Below are 22,441 nucleotides of genomic sequence, written 5' to 3' on the forward strand. Positions count from 1 at the left end.
AGGCCTAACAATCTTGTTCTGTATGAGCCATCACTAATTTGGCAAATTGTTCGCTTGAACGGACATAATCAGGGAGCGAAAGAGTCGGTCCTGGATTCTCCATTTCAGCCCCCTTGTCTTTCTCGTCGCATTCTATTTTATTGGGAGGCATGCCCGCATGCAAATCCGCCCCTTCTTGTTCGGGAGCTTGTTGGATGCTCAACTCTTCGCTAATCCAGGTCATGCTTTTATTGAGAATTTCCCATTCTTTATCCTCATCTTCTTCTGTCTTATTTAAAGAAGAAGTTTGCCCCTCCGGCTTAGGAAACTTCGTTTTTAATTGTTCCCACATTCCCTCCAATATAGCCGCTGAATCGGGAATTGGATTAGATGGCAATGAGGGCAAATCCTTGCCATCTTTTTTTTCTTGATTGCCCGGAAAAGGCAATTCTACTGTAGCCTTTTTGGGCCTCGTATAGCGAGCTTGATCCATTTTAGACGGAAGCACTGTCTGATGCACTTGCGCCGTTTCAAACTTTTTCTTTAATTCGTCCTCCTTTTCTGGAAAAGAGGCAATAGGCTTGGAGCCAGGCTTCAATTGAACAGATTTAAGCTGTAATAACGAAATATTGAACGTTTTTCCCCCGATTAAAGGCATTCTTAAAGAAAGAGGAGCCTTATTTTTTTTCTCGGGTTCTGCAATAGGAGTCTCAGCCAGCAAAGGAGCGCGCGTATTTCTCAATTGAATGGAAGTCAATTGCTGTAAAAAACTTGAGGGAGGCGGCGGCACATCTTCTGTCGATAAAGACATGCCAACATCATTTGCCTCCCCCTCCTTCGCGACTTTTTCTGCAGTCAAATCTTGTGAATAATGCAAATGGGTCTCCTTCAAGGCATTGGCCACGCTCAAAAGAGCTAACGTGTAGACGCTAATTTTATCTGTAAATTCTTTTGAAGCTTGGCTATCGTTTTCTTTTGGGCTTGCATACAAATCTCTTAACCTTTCAAATTTTTGCAAGGACAGGGGAAAAAGCGCATTGAACCTTTTTATGATTTCATTCATTTTGGTAGCCGCTTCTTTCTGCCCAACCTTCTGTTGGGTCCACTGCATGGCTTGATAGGTATGAGCCAAACTTCGCTCAAAAATTCTACAAATTAGATTTAAGGTAGGCAACCAACCGTCGCCCGACCAGTAGCGCCAAAAACCGCTGCGTTCATCAGGCTCAATTTGATAATGATCGGCATTTAAAATGCGGATTTTCTGATGGGGTTCTAATTTCGATAAAATAGTCAAAGCACTAAAGAGCTTGTCTTGCTCTTCAAACCATCGTGGAGGGATTCCCCACTCTGGACAATTGATCACTGCCATAATCAACTCCCTTTTTTATCGTTTAAATAGCCAACCCCAAAAGGGTTAAACCAAAGAAACCGTTAAATTGCTAATTGCCTATTCAAAATTATTCCTAAAGAAAGTAATTTAAAAACGCACAGCAAGAATCTAGGGTGCATTGTCAATTAATGCTATTATAAGGTTTGAAAGCCGTCTCCAAGAAGCTGTCCTAAATCCCATAACCACCTATATTTGAGATTATTTATCCCCCAGAAGAAGGTCCGAGTAAGGAAAAAGAACTCGAATAGACTATTAACCTGAGTTTGGAGTTTTTTTGACAAAATAATTTTGCATATAGATTTTATTACAACATTGTAAAATCACCCCAAAATTTAAAATAAATAAACATAGTTTCAAACTATCACATAATTTAATTTTTTATTTAAAAATTTTATCAAGCAAAATAGCGTAATTGCTATATAGGTATATGAGGATGAATTAGAAACTGTTGAATTCCTTCATTCGAGATAAATAAGATGGCGTTAGAATAGGGCAGGTTTATTCGTCTGATTTAAACTTTTTGTCGGACGAGGTCCCAAGCCCTCAAAGAGTCTTCAATGACCTGAAAAAATTGTTCTTTTTTAAGGGGATCTTTAGCGCAGCAAATATATCCAATGCATGCATTTCCATTCGCTTTCGCGTAAGCATAGGCCAGTTCTGTTGTTGGAATGTGAAGTTCCTGAATAGCCCGTGCAAGATTATCTTTTACATGAGGATCTTCAACAATAATAAGAGCAAAGATATTATAAGGCTCGGTATGGCGCTTAAGATAATAACTTTCTTGTTTGTATTCCTTAAGCCCGTCTAGCAGCATAACAAAGAGCGTCCTGAAAGCTTTAGGATCTAAAAGGGCGCGCACAATGACAGGCGCTAACGAATAAAAAAAGTTTTCCAGCAATAAATCATCATATTCTTTTATATCCCCAAGGAGATGGCGGACTTCCGATAGCAGTTCATTCTGCTTAGAAATCATTCCTCCATTGTAATCCCGAACCTCGCCGATAATCTGAGAGAGCTCTCCAACAACTGTTTGACGGGCTTTATATAAATCAATGGAATGATCTGCCCGCAAAAAATTATCCTTCAATATTTTCAGGCGGAAGACAGCAGCTTCTTTGGGATATTTTTTGCGCATATATCCCATGATTTTTGTCCGATCCGGGATATATTCAATGAACGTACTGGATTTTTTGAAGAGTTCAGGCAAAGGAAGCGTATCGGCTTTCACAATGCGAGCTAAAATGACGGTAAAATACAAATGAGCATAGGCTTGTTCGTCAAAGGAAATAAAAACTTGGGGAATATCACGGAGATATTTGATTTGGTTTGTTAAAATCAGCATATTGCGCATGATTTCTTCTTCATTGCGCGGCATAAAAACGGGATGCAGCTTATGTTCAATCCGGTTCTTTAAATTTGTAGGCAGCTCTCGGCGTAATTTGCGAATTTCTGCAGCTGTAAAATCGCTTCCATCTTTTTTCTCTATTTCCAAATAAGAAATGCAAATATTTTCCGATCCTAATTTATTAAGAAGGAAAGAATTTTCGATTGCTTGAGCTGAAGGAATATATTGTTGAATGGCTCTTAAAAGGTGCCTCTCCCCAAAGGTTTCTTGGTCCCTAAAAAAATTGACGCCGACGAGCAAGCTCAGCACGCGCTTGCGCCCTGCAGGCGTGCGAATAAAAGCACGAAAAATCTTTAAACTTAGGTAGCGGCGCTGAGCATTCTTCTTAATTGATTCGCGCAGCGACTTGCGAAACAAGTATTGAATGCTAATAATACGGCTAAGATGGCGCGGCTGACGGGCTGCCTTAAAATCCTCCCGGCATGTCACTAAGACATGCTGCATTTCCGTAAACACATCGACATCGTATGCATGGGGAAAACGTTTGACGAGAAAAGCAATGAATCCTTGAATGAGAGCCGTTTTATCATCGGCAGATAGTCCTTTAATCTCCAAAATCCGCTGAGCATAAAACTCGGAATGAATGCCCAAAGCGATCTCCGCTCCAATAACAGGAAAATGCCTTTGAATTTCTTCGAATTCAGCGCGGTTCTCTATACTGATCATGACTTCGCAGATAGTATAAATCTCATCACTCAGCTCCGCTAAGCGGAAATCGGAAGCATAGACAAGGACGACATTCAGCCGCTTTCCCGGATTGAGCCAGCGGCTGATCATTTCAAAAAAGAATTTGAAAGAATTTGATCGATATTTAGATAAAGCGAAAAAGGACAGGTTGCCTGGAAATTTTCTTGCATCCGAACATGTAATAAGAGGAATCAATTGCTGAAAAATCAGCTTCTGATGTTCGCGTGTTGCTTCTTCCGTCTCTTTTTTATCAAAAAATTCTGCAGGCAGAATTTTTTTTAAGATACGGAGAATGACATCTCGATAATGCTGATTGATAATTCCATCGCCTTCAGGAGATTCAAATAAAGTTGTAATTGCCAAGTTTGGATAATTGGTCATCATTGACCTCAACTAGATCTCAAATCGCTTAAATATCCTCATAAAGAGGTGTTGGTTGCCTTTCAATAGCTGGATCATAAATCCAGGTTCCTTCTTCGCTTATTTTTGTAGGCATAAAGGAGCGGACCTGCAAAGGCAAGCCATTTTTAGCAGCCAGCCGAATAGCCCTCGCATGAAGCACCTTCGCCCCTCGATTGACAATATCTAAAGCCCTTTCATAAGTCAAATGAGGAAACTTTTCGGCCTCTGAATAAAACTTGGGATCTTTATCAAAAATCCCCGGTACATCTTTAAAAAACTCTACTTGGGAAGCTCCCAATGCAATAGCTAAAGCCACTGCAGACGTATCCGATCCCCCTCTTCCAAGAGTCGTGATTTCTTTTTGCATACTGACACCTTGAAAACCAGCTACAATCACAATTTTACCTTGCTCTAAGCAAGAGGCAAGTCGATAAGGGCGGACGTCAATAATTTTCGCATGACTATGATTTGCACATGTTATAATTCCGGATTGGCTGCCCGTAAAGCTCACCGCCTCCTTATTTTTATGGCAAAGAGCCATCGCAAGAAGAGCCATACTAATTCGCTCTCCTGTACTAATCAGCATATCATATTCTCTTTGCGGCGGCGTCGGATGCACTTGCTTGGCCAGCTCAATCAACTGATTTGTTGTCTGTCCCATTGCGCTTACCACTATCACTAAACGGGAATAGATCTTATGTCTAGCAATAATTAAATCGGCAATATGGGAAAATTGATCGGGAGTCGCCACTGCCGCTCCCCCAAATTTCATCACTAAAGTCTCTTGCATAAGATTCAATTAATAGGAACTTTGATTCTCTTAATTATTAGCCGTAGATTCAAGTATTTAAAATTGCTAAGAGAGTATATTAATACCCATAATGACCTAGATTCGAGCTCTTTATAAGGCAGCTATATTGGATTAATATAGCGCTCTTACATTGACCTCACAGCAAATATAAATATTATAAACTTATGGATACTCTAACAGCTTATTCTTACTTGATCAAGCCTATTGCATACTTCTTTAACCTTTAATTTTTAATTAGATGAGCCTTGAATGAGAGACCTGTTGTCGAATTCCTAATATTTTGACTAATCTTTTTAAAAAATAAATTTCCATTTAAATTTATATTCTCTTAAATCCTTCTATTTCTTATAATTAAAAATAGTGAAAGATTACTATGTATTGGCAAATTAGCATCTGATTTTCTTTTTTAAGGTCATTGAATCCGATATTTTGATAATAGAAAGCGAATGATTGCAATTAAAAGTGTTCTGCTTATTTATTAACAAACAACTCTTAATTTAAGCATTCACTTTGATATTAATCTCTTTTCTTACTTTCCCTTCATTCATCAATTTTCAATGCTCTGCATACTTTAATTTGGAAATAGACGTCATCTTAGGCATTTCCTCTCTAACAAGAAAGTTCAACTTTGATCATCTATTTGACAACTCTTTTGATTGCTTTTTTTCTTTTACATCTGTTAATCTATCACCATTATATGAAAATAAGGAGAAACCTTTAAATGTCTAAACACCCTCAACACACTTGGAATGAAAGCAACATCGTCGATGATGTCCAGTTCCAGGAAAAAGATGCAGAATTATTTAAAAATCTTTTAACACAAAGCGAAGCGGTGCCCGTTGAAGAAAATTCTTTAATGAGCCCAGGCAGTATTTTAAAAGGACGTATAGTCGAAATTACGAAGGACCATGTGGTCGTCGATGTAGGCTTAAAATCCGAAGGATTAGTTCCTATTGAAGAATTTTCCGATCCTTCTCAAGTTTACTTGGATGCCGAAGTTGAAGTCCTGCTCGATCAAGCAGAAGATGAAAACGGTCAGATCGTTCTTTCAAGAGAAAAAGCCGAACGCCTTCGTCAGTGGGAATATATTCTCGAGCATTGTGAAGAAGGTTCTATCGTTAAGGGTCGCGTCATTCGAAAAGTTAAAGGCGGCTTGATGGTTGATATTGGAATGGAAGCTTTCCTTCCTGGCTCGCAGATCGACAATAAGCGCATTAAGAATTTAGATGATTACATTGGCAAGACTTACGAATTCAAGATCTTAAAGATCAATATTGAACGTAAAAACGTTGTCGTTTCTCGCCGTGAATTACTGGAAGCAGAGCGCATCTCTAAGAAAGCTGAAGTGTTAGAACATATTCAGCCGGGCGATATTCGCGAAGGCGTTGTGAAGAATATTACGGACTTCGGCGTATTCTTGGATTTAGATGGCATTGATGGCCTGCTCCACATTACGGATATGACTTGGAAGCGTATTAAGCACCCATCAGAGATGGTTCAGCTTGGACAGAAGCTCGAAGTCATGATTTTAAGCGTGGACAAAGACAAAGGACGCGTTGCTTTAGGATTGAAGCAAAAAGGTCCTAATCCATGGGATCAAATTGAGCAGAAATATCCGCCAGGAACACGCGTTCACGGCAAGATCGTCAATCTTCTCCCCTATGGAGCCTTTATTGAGATCGAACCAGGCATTGAAGGATTGATTCACGTCTCTGAAATGTCTTGGGTAAAAAACATTACAGATCCGAGCGAAGTTGTCAAAAAAGGCGATGAAGTAGAAGCGATTGTTTTATCTGTTCAAAAAGAAGAAGGCAAAATTTCTTTGGGAATTAAGCAGACAGAGCACAATCCTTGGGATGACGTCGAGAGAAAATATCCTGTCGGACATAATGTGAAGGCAGAGATTCGCACGCTTACTAATTATGGCGCTTTTGTCGAATTAGAGCCGGGCGTAGAAGGCCTCATTCACATCTCAGATTTAAGCTGGATTAAGAAAGTTTCCCATCCTTCAGAAGTCTTGCGCAAAGGCGATATCGTCGATGCAGTCATCCTCTCTGTTGACAAGGAAAGCAAAAAAATCACTTTAGGCGTTAAGCAATTGAGCACAAACCCATGGGAATCCATTGAGAAGACTATGCCGGTTGGAAGCTTAGTGAAAGGCAAAGTGACTAAAATCACAGCTTTCGGCGCTTTTGTCGAATTAGACAGCGGCATTGAAGGCCTCATCCATGTGACAGAACTATCCGATCAAGCATTCGGCAAGGTTGAAGATGTCGTTTCCAAAGGAGACGAAGTAACTGCCAAGGTTATTAAGCTTGATCCCGAGCACAAGAAAATTGCTTTGTCAATTAAAGAATATTTAATTGATCAAAATCAATATAATCGTGACGATATAGTCGTAACTCCTGCTAAGCGCAAGAAAAAAGATGAGCAGCATGCTGGTTCTGAGCAAGAATCGGATGAAGAATAGAGCTTGAGGTTTTGCAGCCGCCTTTTCCGATCGCATGAGCGATCTAAGAATTTGGCGGCTGCAATTAAACAGACGAGCTAAGGCCTTTTTGGCTTGTTAAGACCTCCTTATGGAGGTCTTGTCTCATTAAGAAAATTTAAATGATTCTTCACTCGTTGTTAAGAGAGAGTGGTTTAACAACCTGTGGAGAGTCCTTTAAAGACTAATGACCAAATTATCTTCTATGCATCTGGCAGTTAGAGCCTGTCTCCAGATTTGGTTAATGCGGCTGCATTAACTAAATCCAGTGCCAAGCTCTTGGGAAGAGGACTAAGAATACTATTACAGAATTAGAGGCATTAAGCATGAACAAAGATCTAATCGCCATCTTTGAATATTTAGAAAGAGAAAAAGGGATTAAGCGCGAGCTTGTCATTAACGCCATTGAAGAATCTCTGCAAGCTGCTGCTCGGAAGAGTGTGAGCGGGGCATCTAATGTCACTGTTACAATCCATCCCAAAACAGGCAATATTGATGTTTTTTGTGAGAAAGAAATTGTAGAAGAAGTAGAAGTCCCTTCCCAGGAAATCTCTTTAGCTGCGGCGCGCGCGATTGACCCAGAGTGCGAAATCGGGCAATTTATTGATGTCGTCGTGACACCTAAGGACTTTGGTCGTATTGCCGCTCAAAAAGCCCGTCAAATTATTACACAAAAGCTGCGTGGAGCTGAGCGGGACGTCATTTATGAAGAATACCGTCACCGTGTCAATGAATTGATTTCCGGAACTATCAAGCGCTTTGTTAGAGGATCTAATCTCATTATTGATTTGGGCAAAGTTGAAGCGATCATGCCGACAAGAGAATATCCTAAAACCGAAAAGTATCAGGTTGGAGAAAAAGTCTTAGCCCTCTTGCAAGAAGTCAAAGACACCGAAAATGGCGGAGCCGAGGTCATTTTGTCTCGCAGCAGTCCTGAATTTGTGCGCCAACTTTTGGTCCAAGAAGTCCCTGAAGTCAATGACGGTACTATTATTATTGATAAGATTGTCCGGGATGCCGGTTATCGCACAAAACTAACCGTCCGTTCTACAGATCTAAAAGTTGATCCTGTAGGAGCCTGTGTGGGAATGAGGGGCAACCGGGTCAAGAATATAGTCCGGGAGCTGCACAATGAAAAAATTGACATTATTCCTTTTTCTTCAGATCCAGTCGAGCTCCTCCAAAATGCCTTATCCCCCATTGAGATTCGCAAAATCAACCTTAATGAAGAAGAGAAAATGATTTCGATTGTCGTTGATGATGAAGACTTCGCCGCGGTCATTGGTAAAAAAGGTATGAATGCCAGGTTGAATAGCCGTTTAATTGGTTATGATTTAGAAGTTCAGCGTATGACCGATTATAATCGAGCAATGGCTATTCAACGGAACGAACTTGCCGCTACAGACGACCCGACCTTAGATCAACCTCTAGAAGGAATCGAAGGTGTCAATAGCTTAATCTTTGATCATTTAGTTGCCGAAGGATATAATACACTGCGATCCTTGCTTAAAGCCACTCCAGAGCAACTAGCGACCATTCCCGGCATTAGTCTGGAAACGGCAGATAAAATTTTAGAACAAATTAGAAAACAGAGGATATAAGCATTGGCAAAGAATCTTAAATTGAATATTAAAAATACCCAAATAGCTGAGGCAATTAATCTAAGCGGATTAAAAAGCAAGCTGGCGAAGAAGAAAGAGGAAGAATCTCTAAAAAAACCTTCGGCCGCTAAATCTGCTCCTAAAACAACTAAAGCTGAAGCAGAAGAATTGCCAAAAGAAGAAGCCCCTCGTATTCGAGCGCGTTCTAAATCTGCTTTTGCCGAGCCTCATATTGAATCGTCCAAAGAACCTGCAGAGGCCATGGAACAGCCCTCTGAAGAGGAAACAGAAGCTCAATCCCATCCTCTTTCCAGAGAGGAAGAGCCTCGCGTAAAAACAAGCGCAGAAATTCGCCAAGAAATTTTTGGAGAAGAACTTAAGGAAAGCGCAATAAAGGTAGAAGAAGTGGCCGAAACTATTGTAGAGCCTTCAGTCGTTACAGAAAAAAAGCCTATTGAGGAAAAATCAGCTCCAGTTTCCGTAGCTGCTCCTCAGGAAATCAAACAGGCAGAAGTCAAGGAATCTCTTACTCCTGCTCTACCTTTATCGAAAAAAGAACCCCCTATCCCAGTGAAAGAATCAATGCCTCCAAGAGATAAATTAGGGCCTACAGGGCGGCATATTAAGGATTATCTCAAGCCTAAAGCTCCGACCCCTGCTCCCAAAGCAGAAGCCCCAGTTCCACTTGCAGCAGCTCCTCAGCAAAAAGAAGGCGCCAAAGACAAGCTGGAGAAACAAAAACCAAAAGTCAAGGCCAAGGGTTTTGAGGAAGAGGCGAAAGTTGGCGAAGAAGACCTCGCTCGCAAAGGCGCCAAACCCTCTAAATTCAAGGAATTCAAAGATATTAAGCCTACTCGCCGCCCTGAAGCTGCGCGTCAATTTGATGCACGCGACAGGCAAGGATTGCGCACTTCTGAAGATGATCAGCAATGGCGCAAGCGCAGAGGCAAAAATCAACGCCAACAGATGCAGGAAGACACGACTATCCGTCCGACATCTCTTAAAGTGCGTCTTCCAATTTCGATTAAGGATTTGGCTTCCGAGATGAAGCTCAAGGCTTCGCAATTAATCGGGAAACTTTTCTTGCAAGGCATTGTCGTTACGTTGAACGATTTATTGGAAGATGAAACAACCATTCAACTTCTAGGGCATGAGTTTGGCTGCGAAATTACAATTGATACAGCCGAAGAGAAAAGAATTCAAATTACGGATAAAAGCATCAAGGAAGAGCTTCAGCAAACTCCTGAAGATCAATTGGAGCTCAGACCTCCAGTTGTTGCCTTTATGGGCCACGTCGACCACGGCAAGACAAGCTTAATCGACACCATTCGCAAAAGCAACCGTGCAGCAGGCGAAGCGGGAGCCATTACCCAGCATATTGGAGCATTCCGCTGCAAGACACCTGTGGGCGACATTGCCATTTTGGACACGCCTGGCCACGAAGCGTTTTCCGCTATGCGTGCCCGCGGAGCCGACGTTACAGATATCGTTGTCTTAGTTGTTGCCGGTGACGAAGGCCTCAAGCAGCAAACAGTAGAGGCTATCCAGCACGCAAAAGCGGCCAATGTTATCATTGTTGTTGCGATTAACAAGTGCGATAAGCCCAACTTTAATGCAGAGAATGTCTATCGCCAGCTTGCAGATCAAGATCTGTTGCCGGAAGCGTGGGGAGGCCAAATCATTACGGTCAATTGCTCGGCCGTCACTGGACAGGGCATTCCGGAGCTTTTAGAAATGCTCGCTTTGCAAGCCGAGGTATTGGAATTAAGAGCCAATCCCCACACACGTGCAAGAGGAACTGTATTGGAATCCGAAATGCACAAGGGAATGGGCGCTGTCGCCACTGTTCTCGTGCAGAATGGAACGCTTAAGCGCGGCGATTCGCTTGTATTCGGCCAATTATGGGGCCGTGTGAAGACCATGCATGATGAGTATGGCCGCGAATTGCAGGAAGCTTCTCCTTCCACCCCTGTCGAGATTACAGGCATGTCAGGCCTTCCTCAAGCCGGCCAGGAATTTATCGTCGTGAAGAGCGAGCGGGAAGCAAGAGAAATTGCAGAGGCCCGTTCTGAGGGTGCCCGTCAAATCAATTTGGTCCAGCAGCAAAAGAAAAAGACAACTGTCGAGAATCTCTTGCAGCAAGCCACGCCGACAGGCAAGAAAATCCTCAATATCGTCCTTCGTGCGGATGTTCAGGGATCTCTTGAGGCGCTCAAAGCGGCTCTGCTCAAGATTGAATCGGCTAAAGCCGACTTAAATATTATTTTTGCCGGCGTAGGTGAAGTGTCCGAATCCGATGTACAATTGGCTGCTGCTTCTAAAGCGGTCGTTATTGGTTTTCATACGCAAATCGAGAGCCATGCCGAACCGTTGGTCAAGCAGTTAGGCGTTCAAGTCCGCTTGCATAATATTATTTATCATGCAATTGATGATGTCAAAGTCCTCATGGCAGGCTTGCTGGAGAAAATCGCCCTGGAAAATGAGAAAGGCAAGGCGGTTGTCAAGGCCACCTTTAAGTCTTCTCAAGCCGGCGTCATTGCAGGATGCCAAGTGACCGAAGGCAGCATCCAACGCAGCAATTATGTACGCGTTAAACGCGGCCAGGATGTGGTTTGGAAGGGAACAATTTCTTCCCTTAAACGCGTGAAAGAAGACGTCCGCGAAGTTCAAAAAGGACTGGAATGCGGTATTCTTCTAAACAACTTCTCCGATATCCGCGAAGGCGATATTATAGAAGCTTATGAAGTGACCTATATTGCACAAGAATTATAATATTATGGCAGTACAAAGAACCGATCGTCTCAACTCTCTTTTAAAAGAAGTCATTTCAGAAGTCATCAAGCGTGACGTGCGTAACCCGCACGTCACAGAGCTTGTGACTGTTACGCGCGTGCAAATTTCAAAAGATTTGCATCATGCGAAAGTTTACATCAGTGTGATTGGAACTGAACAAGAGAAAGCCGCGACAATAGAAGCGTTACGCTCTGCCGCAGGATTCATTGCCGTCAATGCTTCTCAAAAAGTTGTCATGCGCTATTTTCCTGAACTGACTTTTAAGTTGGATGACAGCGTAGAAAAGCATATGCGCATTGAAGAATTACTCGGAAAAATTAGCAAGGAAAGAGAGTCCCGCCAAAAGGATTCCTCTTCAGATGATACAGAAGAACATGAGCATCCATCAGACTCTTAACCACATTTCTAATTCCCTTCCTCAAGGCATTTTACTTGTCAATAAACCAAAAGGCAAAACGTCTTTTAGCTTAGTGCGGGAGCTGCGCAAAAAGTTGGGAGTAAAAAAAATTGGCCATGCAGGCACACTAGACCCCTTTGCAACAGGGGTCATGGTCATGCTGATTGGCCGCAACTATACGCGGCTATCAGATCAGTTTTTATCTTGCGATAAAGAATACATTGCCCAAGTACGCCTGGGCATCACGACGGATACCTATGACTGCGAAGGACAGGTAATTTCCGAATCGGATCTTATTCCCACTTTGGAAGACGTGAAGCAGGCTTTACTTGCCTTCCAAGGCGAAGTTGAGCAGGTTCCTCCGATGTATTCGGCTAAAAAAAAGCAAGGTAAGAAGCTTTACGAACTCGCCCGCCAGGGGAAAGAGGTAGAAAGAGACCCTGTCAAGATTGCCTTACAAACCACTCTTGTCAGCTATACATATCCCCATCTGGAATTACATGTCAAATGCAGCAAGGGAACTTATATTCGCAGCTTAGCGTATGACTTAGGAATAAAGCTGGGATGCGGAGCCCATCTTCTTAATTTAACGCGAACACGCAGTGGAACCTTTCACTTAAAAGACTGCGTAGAAGGCACGCAATTGAGCTGTTCGGACATCGATCTCGCTAGCAAGCTCATTCATTACGGCCATTAGTGCTTCAATCCATCATATCCGATTGATAAGCTTGTTTTAATTTTCGAGTCTTCCAAATAAAAGAACTCGACATGCGAGAAGGGTGCGCAAAAGTAAATCCTTTCTATTTAGAGGCTTCATGCAAATATTCCATCAATTAGAAGACTTTAAGGATCACAAAAAACCCGTTATCCTCACGATTGGCAACTTTGATGGCGTCCATCTCGGCCATCTAGCTGTCCTTCAGCGAGCGCGTACATTTGCAAGAGATAACAGCCAATTAACCGTTCTTACATTCAGCAACCATCCTTCAGAAGTTCTACGGCCTGAGCAGCCTGTTCCTCTTCTGTGCACGCTAAAGCATAAAATTCAACTCTTGCAAATGCACAGTCTGCAGGCCCTCGTTCTTCTGCCTTTTACGCGCTATCTGGCCAATCACAGCGCAGCTTCCTTTATTGAGCGCGTACGCCAATTTATCCCCTTCACCCATCTTATTTTAGGGCATGACGCCACACTGGGAAGAGACAGGCAAGGAAATAAATCGACTATGCAACAGCTCGCACTTGAATGGGGGTTCACTGTGCACTATGTAGATGAATATCGCTATGAAGGACAGCCTGTCTCCAGCACTCGCATTAGAGGCCTCATTCAACAAGGAGAACTAGGCCAAGCAGAAACTTTATTGGGAAGGCCTTATTCCATTTATTCGCACGTTTTGCCAGGATTGGGCAAAGGCAAACAGATCGGCTTTCCAACCGCCAATCTAGAGGTAAGAGGCCTCTGCTTGCCTCCCTTTGGCGTTTATGCTGTAGAAGTGAGAAAAGACAATCAATCCTTTAGGGGCATCGCCAATTTAGGCCTTGCGCCAACAGTCCGAGAAGATCGCACGCCCTTATTAGAAGTGCATTTGCTCTCCTCACATCCTGATTTTTATGAAGAGCCTATTGAGGTTATTTTTGAAGGCTTTATCCGGCCTGAAAAAAAATTTGAGAGCCTAGAAGACTTGCGCAGGCAAATCAAACAAGATATTGAACAGGTAAAAAATTTAGAAAAGCCTCATTCCCTCCTAGAGTAAAAGTTTATTCTCTAATGGGCATTCTAATTATTTTATACTATTAGGGTAGGGGTCACCTCAGAATTCGGATTATAAAGCACGTTAAGCTTCGGAGACTGTTCTTAGAGACTGTCGTCGAATTAAACTTTTATCTATATTATAGACCTAAAAGGGTCTAAAAATGACATATAAACCTTATCCAACAGATCTGACAGATAAAGAATGGGAAGTCATCGAATCCTTATTACCAAAAGCAAGAAAAGGGGCAGGTAAAAAGCCCAAATACTCAAGAAGGCGAATGTTCGATGCAATATTTTATGTACTAAAAACAGGGTGTACATGGAGGGATTTACCCCATGATTTTCCTCATTGGAAAGCAGTCGACTCGCAATACAGGAGATGGAAAGAAAAAACGTTTTTGAAAGCATCCATCATCATTTAAGGAGAAGTCTTAGACAACTGCTAGGGAAAAATAGGGAAGCGTAGCAATTGCTGATAGTCAAAGCGTTAAAACAACAGAAAAAAAAGGCTATGGGGGTTTGACGGGGGCAAGAAGGTTAAGGGTCGGAAAAGACATCTATTGGTTGATCACTTTGGATTAGTCATAGAAGTTGCTATATCGGCTGCTAATTGAGAGTCATGATGTCTAAAATAAAATTAAATAATAGACAGCCCCCTCTCTTATTTACCTGGATGCAGGCTATATAAGTGAGAATCTAGAAGAAGAGATGAAAGAATTTGGCTGTCGAATTGAGATTGTTAAGCGAAATGATAAAAGTTTTAAAGCCTTGCCAAAGAGATGGATAAGTGAGAGAACTTTTGCATGGCTGGGTAAATTTAGACGTTTAAGCCAGGATTTTGAGCAATACGCCACAACTAGCCAAAATATGATTTATCTTGCTATGACCAGACTTATGCTTAAACAAATAAGTAAATTAATTTAATTCGACGACAGTTTCTTAGCAATTGAAGCAATTGACTATTGATTAGAAAAAATTTTTTAATTCAATTTTTTATATTTAATAAAACTATAAATTATAATGTGATTTTTTAAAAATTAAAAACATTATATTAATAAGGTTAGATTTAAAATGTTTAATTCTATCGGAAAATTTATAATTGACTTAAGAAGCCAATATTTTCAGCAGAGAGAAGTTAGAAAAGAGGTAAAAGCTGATTTTGTCAAAGTATTTCCAAAAGAGATGACTCAAGAAATTTTTTCTTATTTGAATGCTGATGAGCTTGCAAGGTGCCAGCGAGTGAACAGAGAATGGAAAGTAAAAGCCAGTGATGAGGCCCTATGGAACGCCCTGCCTCCAAAGATAGCCTTTGGTAAAAAGCAATGGGCAAAATATTTTGGAGATGTTGGAATAGAGCCACCCTTTCCAAAAGACATTCATAAGATCCTTAAAAGCCCGTGTCCATTTTGGCCGGGAAAAAAAGTCGAAGAGACGCACATGCTAGTGCTCATTCCAGAAACTATCAATGGAAAGCCCCTCAATTTAAAAACGTGGGGAGAGCTTGTGAAGGCGCCAAAACAGGGACATGCCACTCAGTATAAATATATTTGGGATGCGATTATTAATGAACATGGTAATCAAGGGGCTACCAAATCGCATTGGGTACTGATGACAAAGGATGTGATAGAAGGAAGCAGAAATAAGACTTATACGGACCAACAAGCCCTCATTGCTGAATTTGCTAAAAAAACAGAAATCAATTACGAAGTTCCGAATGTATTAGATGCTACCATTGGTATTTTTATGCATTATATCCGTTTTGGAGAGCATCTATTTAAAGCTGATGATTTATGGACCTATACACGTTGCCAAGAGAAAGCTCAAGATTGGCAAATAGTGGTTGGTGGCTTTTCCCTCGCCGGTCTCTATGTCCGCAGCCTCAGCATTGACTTCTACAGTATCGGCGTGGCGGCCCTCAGGAAGTTCTTTTAGGGCATGGGGACTTGGAAACTTGGCTCTTGAGAAAGGGTCTTGGTTTTTTGTTCTTTGGAATTCGGGATTAAAACCACGCAAGCTAACCCTCTCGTACCCAATAGGCGTTTTTAGAACTTGAGATAACGCATGCTGATTGGCGTGAGATAAAATGCCCAAATAGGACTGCAGCCTTTGATCGACTTGTGCTGTATCCATTTTACCTTTCAAATAACAGTCATACGTTTCTTTTAATCTTTTTTTCATACGTTGTTTTGTTCGTATTCGAGATTTGGCTGATAAACGGCTATTTGTCCCAGACATTAAAAAGGATTATTCAACCATCCATTCTATGATCGATGGAACAATCAATATCAAACATATTCACAATCATTGGGATGAAATCTTGCGTCTGGCTGCTTCCATTAAACAGGGAACTGTGACAGCTTCATTAATATTGCAAAAGTTAGGAAGTTATCCTCGTCAAAATGGATTAGCAATAGCACTACGAGAGCTTGGTCGAATTGAGCGCAGCTTGTTTACTCTAGATTGGCTGCAAAATATTGAACTGCGCCGTTGTATGAATGCCGGATTAAATAAAGGGAAAGCTAAAAACGCCTTAGCAAGAGCTGTATTTTTCAATTGACTTGGTGAAATACGCGAACGCAGCTTTGAAAACCAACGCTATCGTGCTTCTGGTCTTAACCTTGTAGTAGCAACAATCATTTTATGGAACATAGTCTATTTGGAGCAAGTAATCCAATTCTTAAAAGATCGCGGTCAGCTAATTAATGAAAATCTTTTAAGACATTTATAACCTCTTGGGCGGGAACATATCAATTTGGCTGGAGATTATGTTTGGCGACAGAATAAATCAGTTGGAAAAGGAAATTCAGAACATTACGAGTAATTTCAAAACCTTAACGTGCTTTATAATCCAAATTCTGAGGTGACCTCTATTATAAGAGACTGTTGTCGAATTCATAGATTCGAGTTCTTTTTTTCTAGGAGGCGACAGTCTCTTATTTGAGATCGCAGGCGTTCTCTTAACACCCAAATTCCGGTAGTCCTAAACATGTAATACTAGGAAAAGATTTGATTTGACTTTAGTGTGTCAATTAAGGTTTCTTCTTTTGTCTACATCGAGAGGAAACTAATGACAATCATATGCCCTGCTTGCAATGCTTTAACAATTAAGAAAAATGGCCACATTCATAACGGAAAACAAAATCATCAATGTCTTTCTTGCGGGAGACAATTTGTTCTCAATCCAGACAAGAAATGCATACCAGAAGAAGAAAGAGCAAAAATTCGCCAGGCATTGCTTGAAAGGGTTTCCCTTGAGGGGATTTGTAGGATTTTCAACGTCAGTATGCCATGGCTACTAAAATTTATGGATGAAATCATTCGCGAACTCCCAGAAAATTTGAATACCAACATCATTGAAAGTGAAGAGTTTGAAATCGCCACTTTTGAACTAGATGAGCAATGGAGTTATGTCGGGAAAAAGAAAAATCCTCAAAGGTTATGGCTGGTTTTTCATAGTCCTACAAGACAAGTTTTAGCAATGCATGTAGGAAAAAGGGATAAGGAATCTGCAGAATGTTTATTAGCAAAATTGCCGGAAGATTTAAAAAAAAAGCCATCTTTTACAAAGATAAGTTCTCAATCTATTTTGAAGTTATACCTTGGTTGCAACACCGGCCAGTTGGCAAAGAATCCGGTAAGACGAGCTACATTGAAAGATTTAATAACACCCTTAGACAAAGATGTTCTCGGCTTGTGAGAAAGACGCTCTCTTTTTCAAAAAAGATGTCTAATCATGTTGGAATGATCAAATATTTTATTTGTCATTACAACCAGCAGAAAGCATTACATGTTTAGGACTACCCAAATTCCGCATTTTGATCGTCATCTCTGGCGTGGCATGGAAGACATCACTTATTCCCCTTATACCAATAGGTTCCTCTTGACTCTCCGCCTTTCCAAACCTAAGTTTTGAGTCCTTTTCCCTTTGGACTGACATGAAGATCTCACAGATGAAAGGGCAAAAAAACTCAGATTAAATTATTTTCTTCCCCCTTTCTCTTATATCGCTATTTTTTATGGCAAAAGAATTTCAGCCATTATCCCTGTTTCTTCTAAATAAATTTAATTAAATGCCCTTCCTCTACATATTTCTCATTTAAGATTGAAAACAAACCTATCTACAATTATTATAAATCAGTTAAGAATCAATAAAAACCTAAAACAAATCAATTTAATTATATGAATTCCAGTTCAGCTATTACTTACATTTCCCCTGCTTTATTTACAATTATTAAGCAAGGAAGCATCGAGCAAGAGAAAGCCTTCACTTCTCCTGTTATTTCTGAAGACAATCAATTTCTTCCCAATGAAGTTTTGACGCATATTTTTAATTTCTACAAACGAATGACAGCAAGTCAGCAGCCATTTCTATTGACGAGCAAGCAATGGTATGTCATTGCAATGTCGGATCCATTTATACGCCTTGCCCAAGCCGTTTTTAGAATTAATCGAGCCGCAGATGTAAAAGGAGAATTTCGGATTAACTGTTCTGATATGTGGCCTTCCTCTCCAATGACAGTTCACGAATTCCATCAATTGCTAAAACTCGATAAACAAAAGATCTGCTTGGAAAGAATTTTCCATTTCAATGAGCAGTTGTTTTCACAGCCATTTCAAGGCTATTTTTACCCTCTCCTGCATGTGGTAAGGTGGGATCCCAATCAATTTTTAAAGAGCGAAGATATAGAAGTCCAAACTTGTGCTTTAAATCATTTGGCTTTTTATGAGTTGATGAAGAGCCCCGTCGAACAATGGCAAAAGTCTCTAACGGACGGAACGATTAACTGGGATGCGCTTTATGGAGGAGCTAGCAATCCTAGCGATCCTCAATCCCCTCCTCTTTCTCAATCTGCCGCAAAAAATTTGGAAGCTTTAATGGCCACGCTTTCCTCTTCGAAAGAAGATCGTCCTCATATTTTAAATATCTTGCAACTCCATGGCTTGGCTATTCGAAAAGCGCCACCAAAAATTCAAGCTGATTTAGAAGCGGCCTTAATTGCCGTTGAGCAAAATCCATTGGCTTTTGACCATGTGGATCCTTCCCTTCACATTTATCGAAATCTTGTTTTAACGGCAGTCAGGCAAAATGGCCGGGCTTATAACAAGCTAACTAACCATTTACGCTATGATATAGAAGTCCTGGCAATTGCCCTTAATCAAGATTTAACAATTTTAGACAATGGTAGTCCACTCGAAGAGTATACAATTAGCTTTTATAGCCTTAGGCAACTAGCTAAGGATCTATCACAAATAACTATAAATAATATAGAAGACGAAGAATTTGATATATACGGTGAGCCAAGAGAAGACTCTTTACTGCCAAAATGCCTGCATGCAATTGCGCTTTTACCGCATATCCAGAATATCGAGAATAAAGATTTACGCCAGCAAGCAATAATCCAGTACGCGCATCGCTGGAGCCGTATGGCTGTTCGATGCCTTAATAAATTGTTGCCTATGTATCAAAAAAAAGCTGGCTGTCCGCTCGAACTTATTCTCTCTAATCTAAGCTCATGTCTGCTTACGAATAATTTTACAGGGTTTAAATCAGATCTGAAGAATGCAATCTTTGGAAAATTTTTGCATGGTGTAAATGAAAAAGGCGTTTTAGAAGAGCTGACAAGCGATCCGGAAACCGTCACAGCAGAGCAATTGCAAATCCATTTTAAGCGTTTACTGATTTTTTTCATGGAAAGCGTGGAGCTAGATCCTTCAAGTCCTGAATGCTCAAAAATTTTAGGTATTTTAGATGATCTAAATCCTTCGGCTTCAAAAGAGGATGTCCTACGCCAGATGGAGGAAATATTTCTCCATTTAGAACACATTTTGTCAGGAACCCTAACTCAAGCCATGATTTCAAAAGAAACCAAGCCCTCTTCACAAGAAGATTGGGCCGCTTGGAAGGCAGCACTCAAAGGTCCCTTAAAGCTATGGCCTCTTTTAAGGGCCTTCAACCGCCTATTTATCATTGATCTTCATGCTCGCCTGATTATGTTGAATCGTCTTCTAGGAGACCAAGAAAAAATTGTGGCAGAATATCGCAATTTTCCTGATCATAAAACAAAATCCCTTTCCTTTATCGTTAAAGACAGCGAAATTGTTATTCAGGTTAAACGTTTAGGGCATTTATTGAATTATGAAAACTGCTCCATTCAATCTGAGGTATTAATGCGCGCCTCCGCTCAAGATCTGAGCAATTGGGATATGAATGTTCGGGTAAATATTATGAGGCCTACAGAAGGCAATGAGCAATTCGAGAAGGCTTATAACAAGCTTTTAACGTTGCTTGATTTTCTGGAAATGCCTTACGAAGAATTTTACCCTTATTAAATGTCTTTAACTTTCACAAGGCTCCCAGATTGCTTAGAAATATGGAAATCTTAAAAGAACTTTTTAATAATAGAATCTAAGAATAGAGAGCCTTTGCATGAGCTGAATTAAAAATACCTAATGCCATCTAAGAAACTGTCCTAAAGCCCATCATGACCTATATTTGAAATGATTTTCTCCTGGAGGAAAAGAACTCGAACCTGGATCATTAGCGGTTTTAGGACGGCCTCTAAAGAAAAGATGAACGGCATTAAAAATAAGCAGGAAATAATTTATAATTTTTATGACCTCCATTATCTATCAAATTCCCCTTCCGGCTTTATTTAAAAAAAATGAAAATGAAAAAGTTCAAGTGCCTGCTAGCAATGGGGACGATTATCGGCTATCAAGCGATCTTATTTTGCACATTTTCCAATTCTGCAAGCAAACACCGAGCTCCTTATTTCCTTTCTTATTAACGAGTAAACAATGGTATGCGATAGCCATGTCAGATCCGTTTATTCGCCTTGCCCAAGCTGTTTTTAAAGTTAATCAAAGCGAATTTTTAAAAGGAGAAATCAAAGTCAACTGTTCTCATATATGGCCTTCCTCTCCAATGACAGATTATGAATTTCAAACATTGCTGGAACTAGATAGACAAAAAAAATGTTTGGAAACAATTTTCCATTTCAACTTACAGCTTTTCTCAAAGACATTTAAAGGCTATTTCCATCCTCTTTTGCATGCTGTAAGATGGGATCCTACTCACTTTTCAAAAAGTAAAGATCCGGAGATAAGCGCCCTTGGTTTGAATCACTTGGCTTTTTATGCTTTAATGACGTGTCCTACCAAACAATGGCGAGCGTCCTTAACGAACGGAACGATTAACTGGGATGAACTTTATGGCGGAGCTTGCAATCCCACAACCCCTGATGCCTCTCTTTCCCAGTCAGCTGAAGTAAGTTTAGAAAGCTTAATGGCAAAGCTTTCTGCCTCAAAAGAAGAGCGTCCTCATATTCTAAATATCTTAAAACTCCATGGCTTGGCCATTCAAAACGCGCCTAAAGAAATTCAAGCAGATTTGGAAGCCGCCTTTATTGCCGTTAGGCAAAATGGATTGGCACTTGCTTATTTAGATTCTACTCTTCCCGTTTATCGCAATCTTGTTTTAATAGGAGTAAGACAAAATAGCCATGCCTATAACAAATTAACCAATTATTTACGCTACGATATAGAAGTCTTGGCAATTGCACTTAATCAAGACTTGAAAATTTTACAAAGATTTAGTGCGCTCGAAGCCGATATTACCTTTTACAGCCTTAGGCAGCTAGCTGAGGATTTATCCCAAATAAATCAAGATCATCTGACTAGCCAAGAGGCAAGCAAAGAGTCTTTGCTGCAAAAATGTCTGCAGGCGATCACTCTTTTACCAAGTATCGCAAAAATTGAGAGTCAGAGCTTGCGTCTAGAAACCATAGTCACGAATGCGCATCGTTGGAGCCGTATTGTTCTCAGCTATCAAAATAAATTGCTATCCATGTATAGAGAACAGGCAGGCGGTCCATTTGAGCGTATTGTCCTTAACCTAAAGGCATGCTTGCTTACTAAACCTTGCCTCTCTTTTAAGGATGACCTTAAGTATGCAGTCTTTGGAAAGTTTTTACATTGCGCAAATGACGAAGGAATAAAAAAAGAATTGGAAGTGATAAGTCATGATCCAGAAGCCCTAACAGATGAAGAATTGACTCTTCATTTTAAGCGTTTATTGACTTTTTTCATGGAAAATGTCGAATTAGATCCGACGACTCCTGCATGCCGTGACATATTGAAGAAGCTAGATTCTTCGACTTCAATCGTAAATGCCCTAGATAAGATGGAGGCAATATACAAAGACTTGGAAACAAGTCTTTCTAAACAAATAGAACAAGAAAAAATAGCTCTCAAAAAGGCCCTATCCTTGTCAGAAGAAGAGTTGAATGCTTTGGCTTGGCAAAATGTTTTGACTAGCCACTTGAAGCTATGGCCGCTGCTAAAAGCCTTTAATCGAACAATTCTTTTGGATATTCATGCGCGCATAATTACATTAAACCGCTTGTTAGGAGATCAACAGCCTCTGGTAAAACATAATCATGAGTTGTCCGATTCTACAACTAAGTCTATTGAATTTATATTTAAAGACGGACAAGTGTTTATCCGTGTTAAACGTCTCGGGTATTTACGTAATTATGAAAATTGTTCAATCCTATCTAATATATTCATGCGTGCCTCTATTCAGGATCTGAGTCAATGGGATGTTAAGGCTTGGGTAAATATAAGCAAACCTGAAGAAGCTGACAGCCAATTCAAAAAGGATTATGCCAAGCTTATAGAGATACTGGATATAATGAAAATTCCCTTCGAAGAAACCGCTATTCTCAATTAAATTAAAC

Annotated in this window: 13 protein-coding genes and 2 pseudogenes; 12 read left to right on the plus strand and 3 right to left on the minus strand. The window is 40.6% G+C overall.

Annotated features, from left to right (window positions below):
* Positions 1-4: 4 nt before the first annotated feature.
* The 3 genes from BN3769_RS03860 to BN3769_RS03870 all read right to left on the minus strand — a co-directional run bounded on the left by BN3769_RS03860 (position 5) and on the right by BN3769_RS03870 (position 4,635).
* Positions 5-1,348 (minus strand): hypothetical protein, encoded by a 1,344-nt coding sequence (locus tag BN3769_RS03860; protein WP_068467771.1) that lies wholly within the window; start codon positions 1,346-1,348, stop codon positions 5-7.
* Between the two features lie 532 nt (positions 1,349-1,880).
* Positions 1,881-3,845, minus strand: a complete 1,965-nt coding sequence (locus BN3769_RS03865; protein ID WP_068467774.1) for a hypothetical protein — start codon at positions 3,843-3,845, stop codon at positions 1,881-1,883.
* Positions 3,846-3,870: 25 nt separating this feature from the next.
* Positions 3,871-4,635, minus strand: coding sequence for an amino acid kinase family protein (locus tag BN3769_RS03870; protein WP_068468335.1), 765 nt, complete (start codon positions 4,633-4,635; stop codon positions 3,871-3,873).
* A 760-nt stretch (positions 4,636-5,395) separates the two neighbouring features.
* Between BN3769_RS03870 and rpsA the strand changes: the two genes are divergently transcribed.
* From rpsA to BN3769_RS03940, 12 genes and pseudogenes are all read left to right on the plus strand, one after another.
* On the plus strand, positions 5,396-7,144 hold the full coding sequence (rpsA, locus tag BN3769_RS03875; RefSeq protein WP_068467776.1) for a 30S ribosomal protein S1: 1,749 nt from the start codon (positions 5,396-5,398) through the stop codon (positions 7,142-7,144).
* Positions 7,145-7,488: 344 nt separating this feature from the next.
* Positions 7,489-8,763 carry a transcription termination factor NusA gene (gene nusA, locus BN3769_RS03880; RefSeq protein WP_068467777.1) on the plus strand — a complete coding sequence of 425 codons (1,275 nt, stop codon included), beginning with the start codon at positions 7,489-7,491 and terminating at the stop codon, positions 8,761-8,763.
* 3 nt (positions 8,764-8,766) lie between these two features.
* Positions 8,767-11,535 carry a translation initiation factor IF-2 gene (gene infB, locus BN3769_RS03885; RefSeq protein ID WP_068467779.1) on the plus strand — a complete coding sequence of 923 codons (2,769 nt, stop codon included), beginning with the start codon at positions 8,767-8,769 and terminating at the stop codon, positions 11,533-11,535.
* Positions 11,536-11,539: 4 nt separating this feature from the next.
* Positions 11,540-11,953: a 30S ribosome-binding factor RbfA gene (gene rbfA, locus BN3769_RS03890; protein WP_068467781.1), complete on the plus strand. Its 414-nt coding sequence runs from the start codon at positions 11,540-11,542 to the stop codon at positions 11,951-11,953.
* The gene (truB, locus tag BN3769_RS03895; protein WP_068467783.1) at positions 11,931-12,650 is read left to right on the plus strand and encodes a tRNA pseudouridine(55) synthase TruB; all 720 of its coding nucleotides are present in this window, start codon (positions 11,931-11,933) and stop codon (positions 12,648-12,650) included. Before rbfA ends, truB begins: the two co-directional genes overlap by 23 nt.
* Positions 12,651-12,768: 118 nt before the next feature.
* Positions 12,769-13,704, plus strand: a complete 936-nt coding sequence (locus tag BN3769_RS03900) for a bifunctional riboflavin kinase/FAD synthetase (RefSeq protein ID WP_068467785.1) — start codon at positions 12,769-12,771, stop codon at positions 13,702-13,704.
* Between the two features lie 160 nt (positions 13,705-13,864).
* Positions 13,865-14,627 (plus strand): annotated as a pseudogene (locus BN3769_RS15220) (IS5 family transposase).
* Positions 14,628-14,774: 147 nt separating this feature from the next.
* Entirely contained in the window at positions 14,775-15,635 is an 861-nt protein-coding gene (locus BN3769_RS03915; RefSeq protein WP_068467790.1) for an F-box-like domain-containing protein, read from the plus strand.
* Between the two features lie 220 nt (positions 15,636-15,855).
* A pseudogene (locus BN3769_RS14365) lies at positions 15,856-16,538 on the plus strand (Tn3 family transposase); the annotation flags it as partial.
* 232 nt (positions 16,539-16,770) lie between these two features.
* Positions 16,771-17,498 (plus strand): IS1 family transposase gene (locus BN3769_RS03925; protein ID WP_228840610.1). Its coding sequence is split into 2 segments (ribosomal slippage): positions 16,771-17,242 and positions 17,242-17,498, totalling 729 coding nucleotides; the frame shifts between segments, so codons are not numbered across the junction.
* Positions 17,499-17,882: 384 nt separating this feature from the next.
* Entirely contained in the window at positions 17,883-20,033 is a 2,151-nt protein-coding gene (locus BN3769_RS03935) for a DUF4116 domain-containing protein (RefSeq protein WP_068467799.1), read from the plus strand.
* A gap of 283 nt (positions 20,034-20,316) precedes the next feature.
* Entirely contained in the window at positions 20,317-22,434 is a 2,118-nt protein-coding gene (locus BN3769_RS03940; RefSeq protein WP_068467801.1) for a DUF4116 domain-containing protein, read from the plus strand.
* Positions 22,435-22,441: the final 7 nt, after the last annotated feature.

It is taken from the genome of Candidatus Protochlamydia phocaeensis (assembly GCF_001545115.1).
Lineage (GTDB): Bacteria > Chlamydiota > Chlamydiia > Chlamydiales > Parachlamydiaceae > Protochlamydia_A > Protochlamydia_A phocaeensis.

Bases quoted from the DNA above. Each gene is read 5' to 3' on its own strand.
- BN3769_RS03935 (WP_068467799.1), top strand. From the start codon at position 17,883: ATGAATTCCAGTTCAGCTATTACTTACATTTCCCCTGCTTTATTTACA.
- truB (WP_068467783.1), top strand. From the start codon at position 11,931: ATGAGCATCCATCAGACTCTTAACCACATTTCTAATTCCCTTCCTCAA.
- BN3769_RS03870 (WP_068468335.1), bottom strand. From the start codon at position 4,635: ATGAAATTTGGGGGAGCGGCAGTGGCGACTCCCGATCAATTTTCCCAT.
- BN3769_RS03900 (WP_068467785.1), top strand. From the start codon at position 12,769: ATGCAAATATTCCATCAATTAGAAGACTTTAAGGATCACAAAAAACCC.
- nusA (WP_068467777.1), top strand. From the start codon at position 7,489: ATGAACAAAGATCTAATCGCCATCTTTGAATATTTAGAAAGAGAAAAA.
- BN3769_RS03940 (WP_068467801.1), top strand. From the start codon at position 20,317: ATGACCTCCATTATCTATCAAATTCCCCTTCCGGCTTTATTTAAAAAA.
- BN3769_RS03865 (WP_068467774.1), bottom strand. From the start codon at position 3,845: ATGATGACCAATTATCCAAACTTGGCAATTACAACTTTATTTGAATCT.
- BN3769_RS03860 (WP_068467771.1), bottom strand. From the start codon at position 1,348: ATGGCAGTGATCAATTGTCCAGAGTGGGGAATCCCTCCACGATGGTTT.
- rbfA (WP_068467781.1), top strand. From the start codon at position 11,540: ATGGCAGTACAAAGAACCGATCGTCTCAACTCTCTTTTAAAAGAAGTC.
- BN3769_RS03915 (WP_068467790.1), top strand. From the start codon at position 14,775: ATGTTTAATTCTATCGGAAAATTTATAATTGACTTAAGAAGCCAATAT.
- rpsA (WP_068467776.1), top strand. From the start codon at position 5,396: ATGTCTAAACACCCTCAACACACTTGGAATGAAAGCAACATCGTCGAT.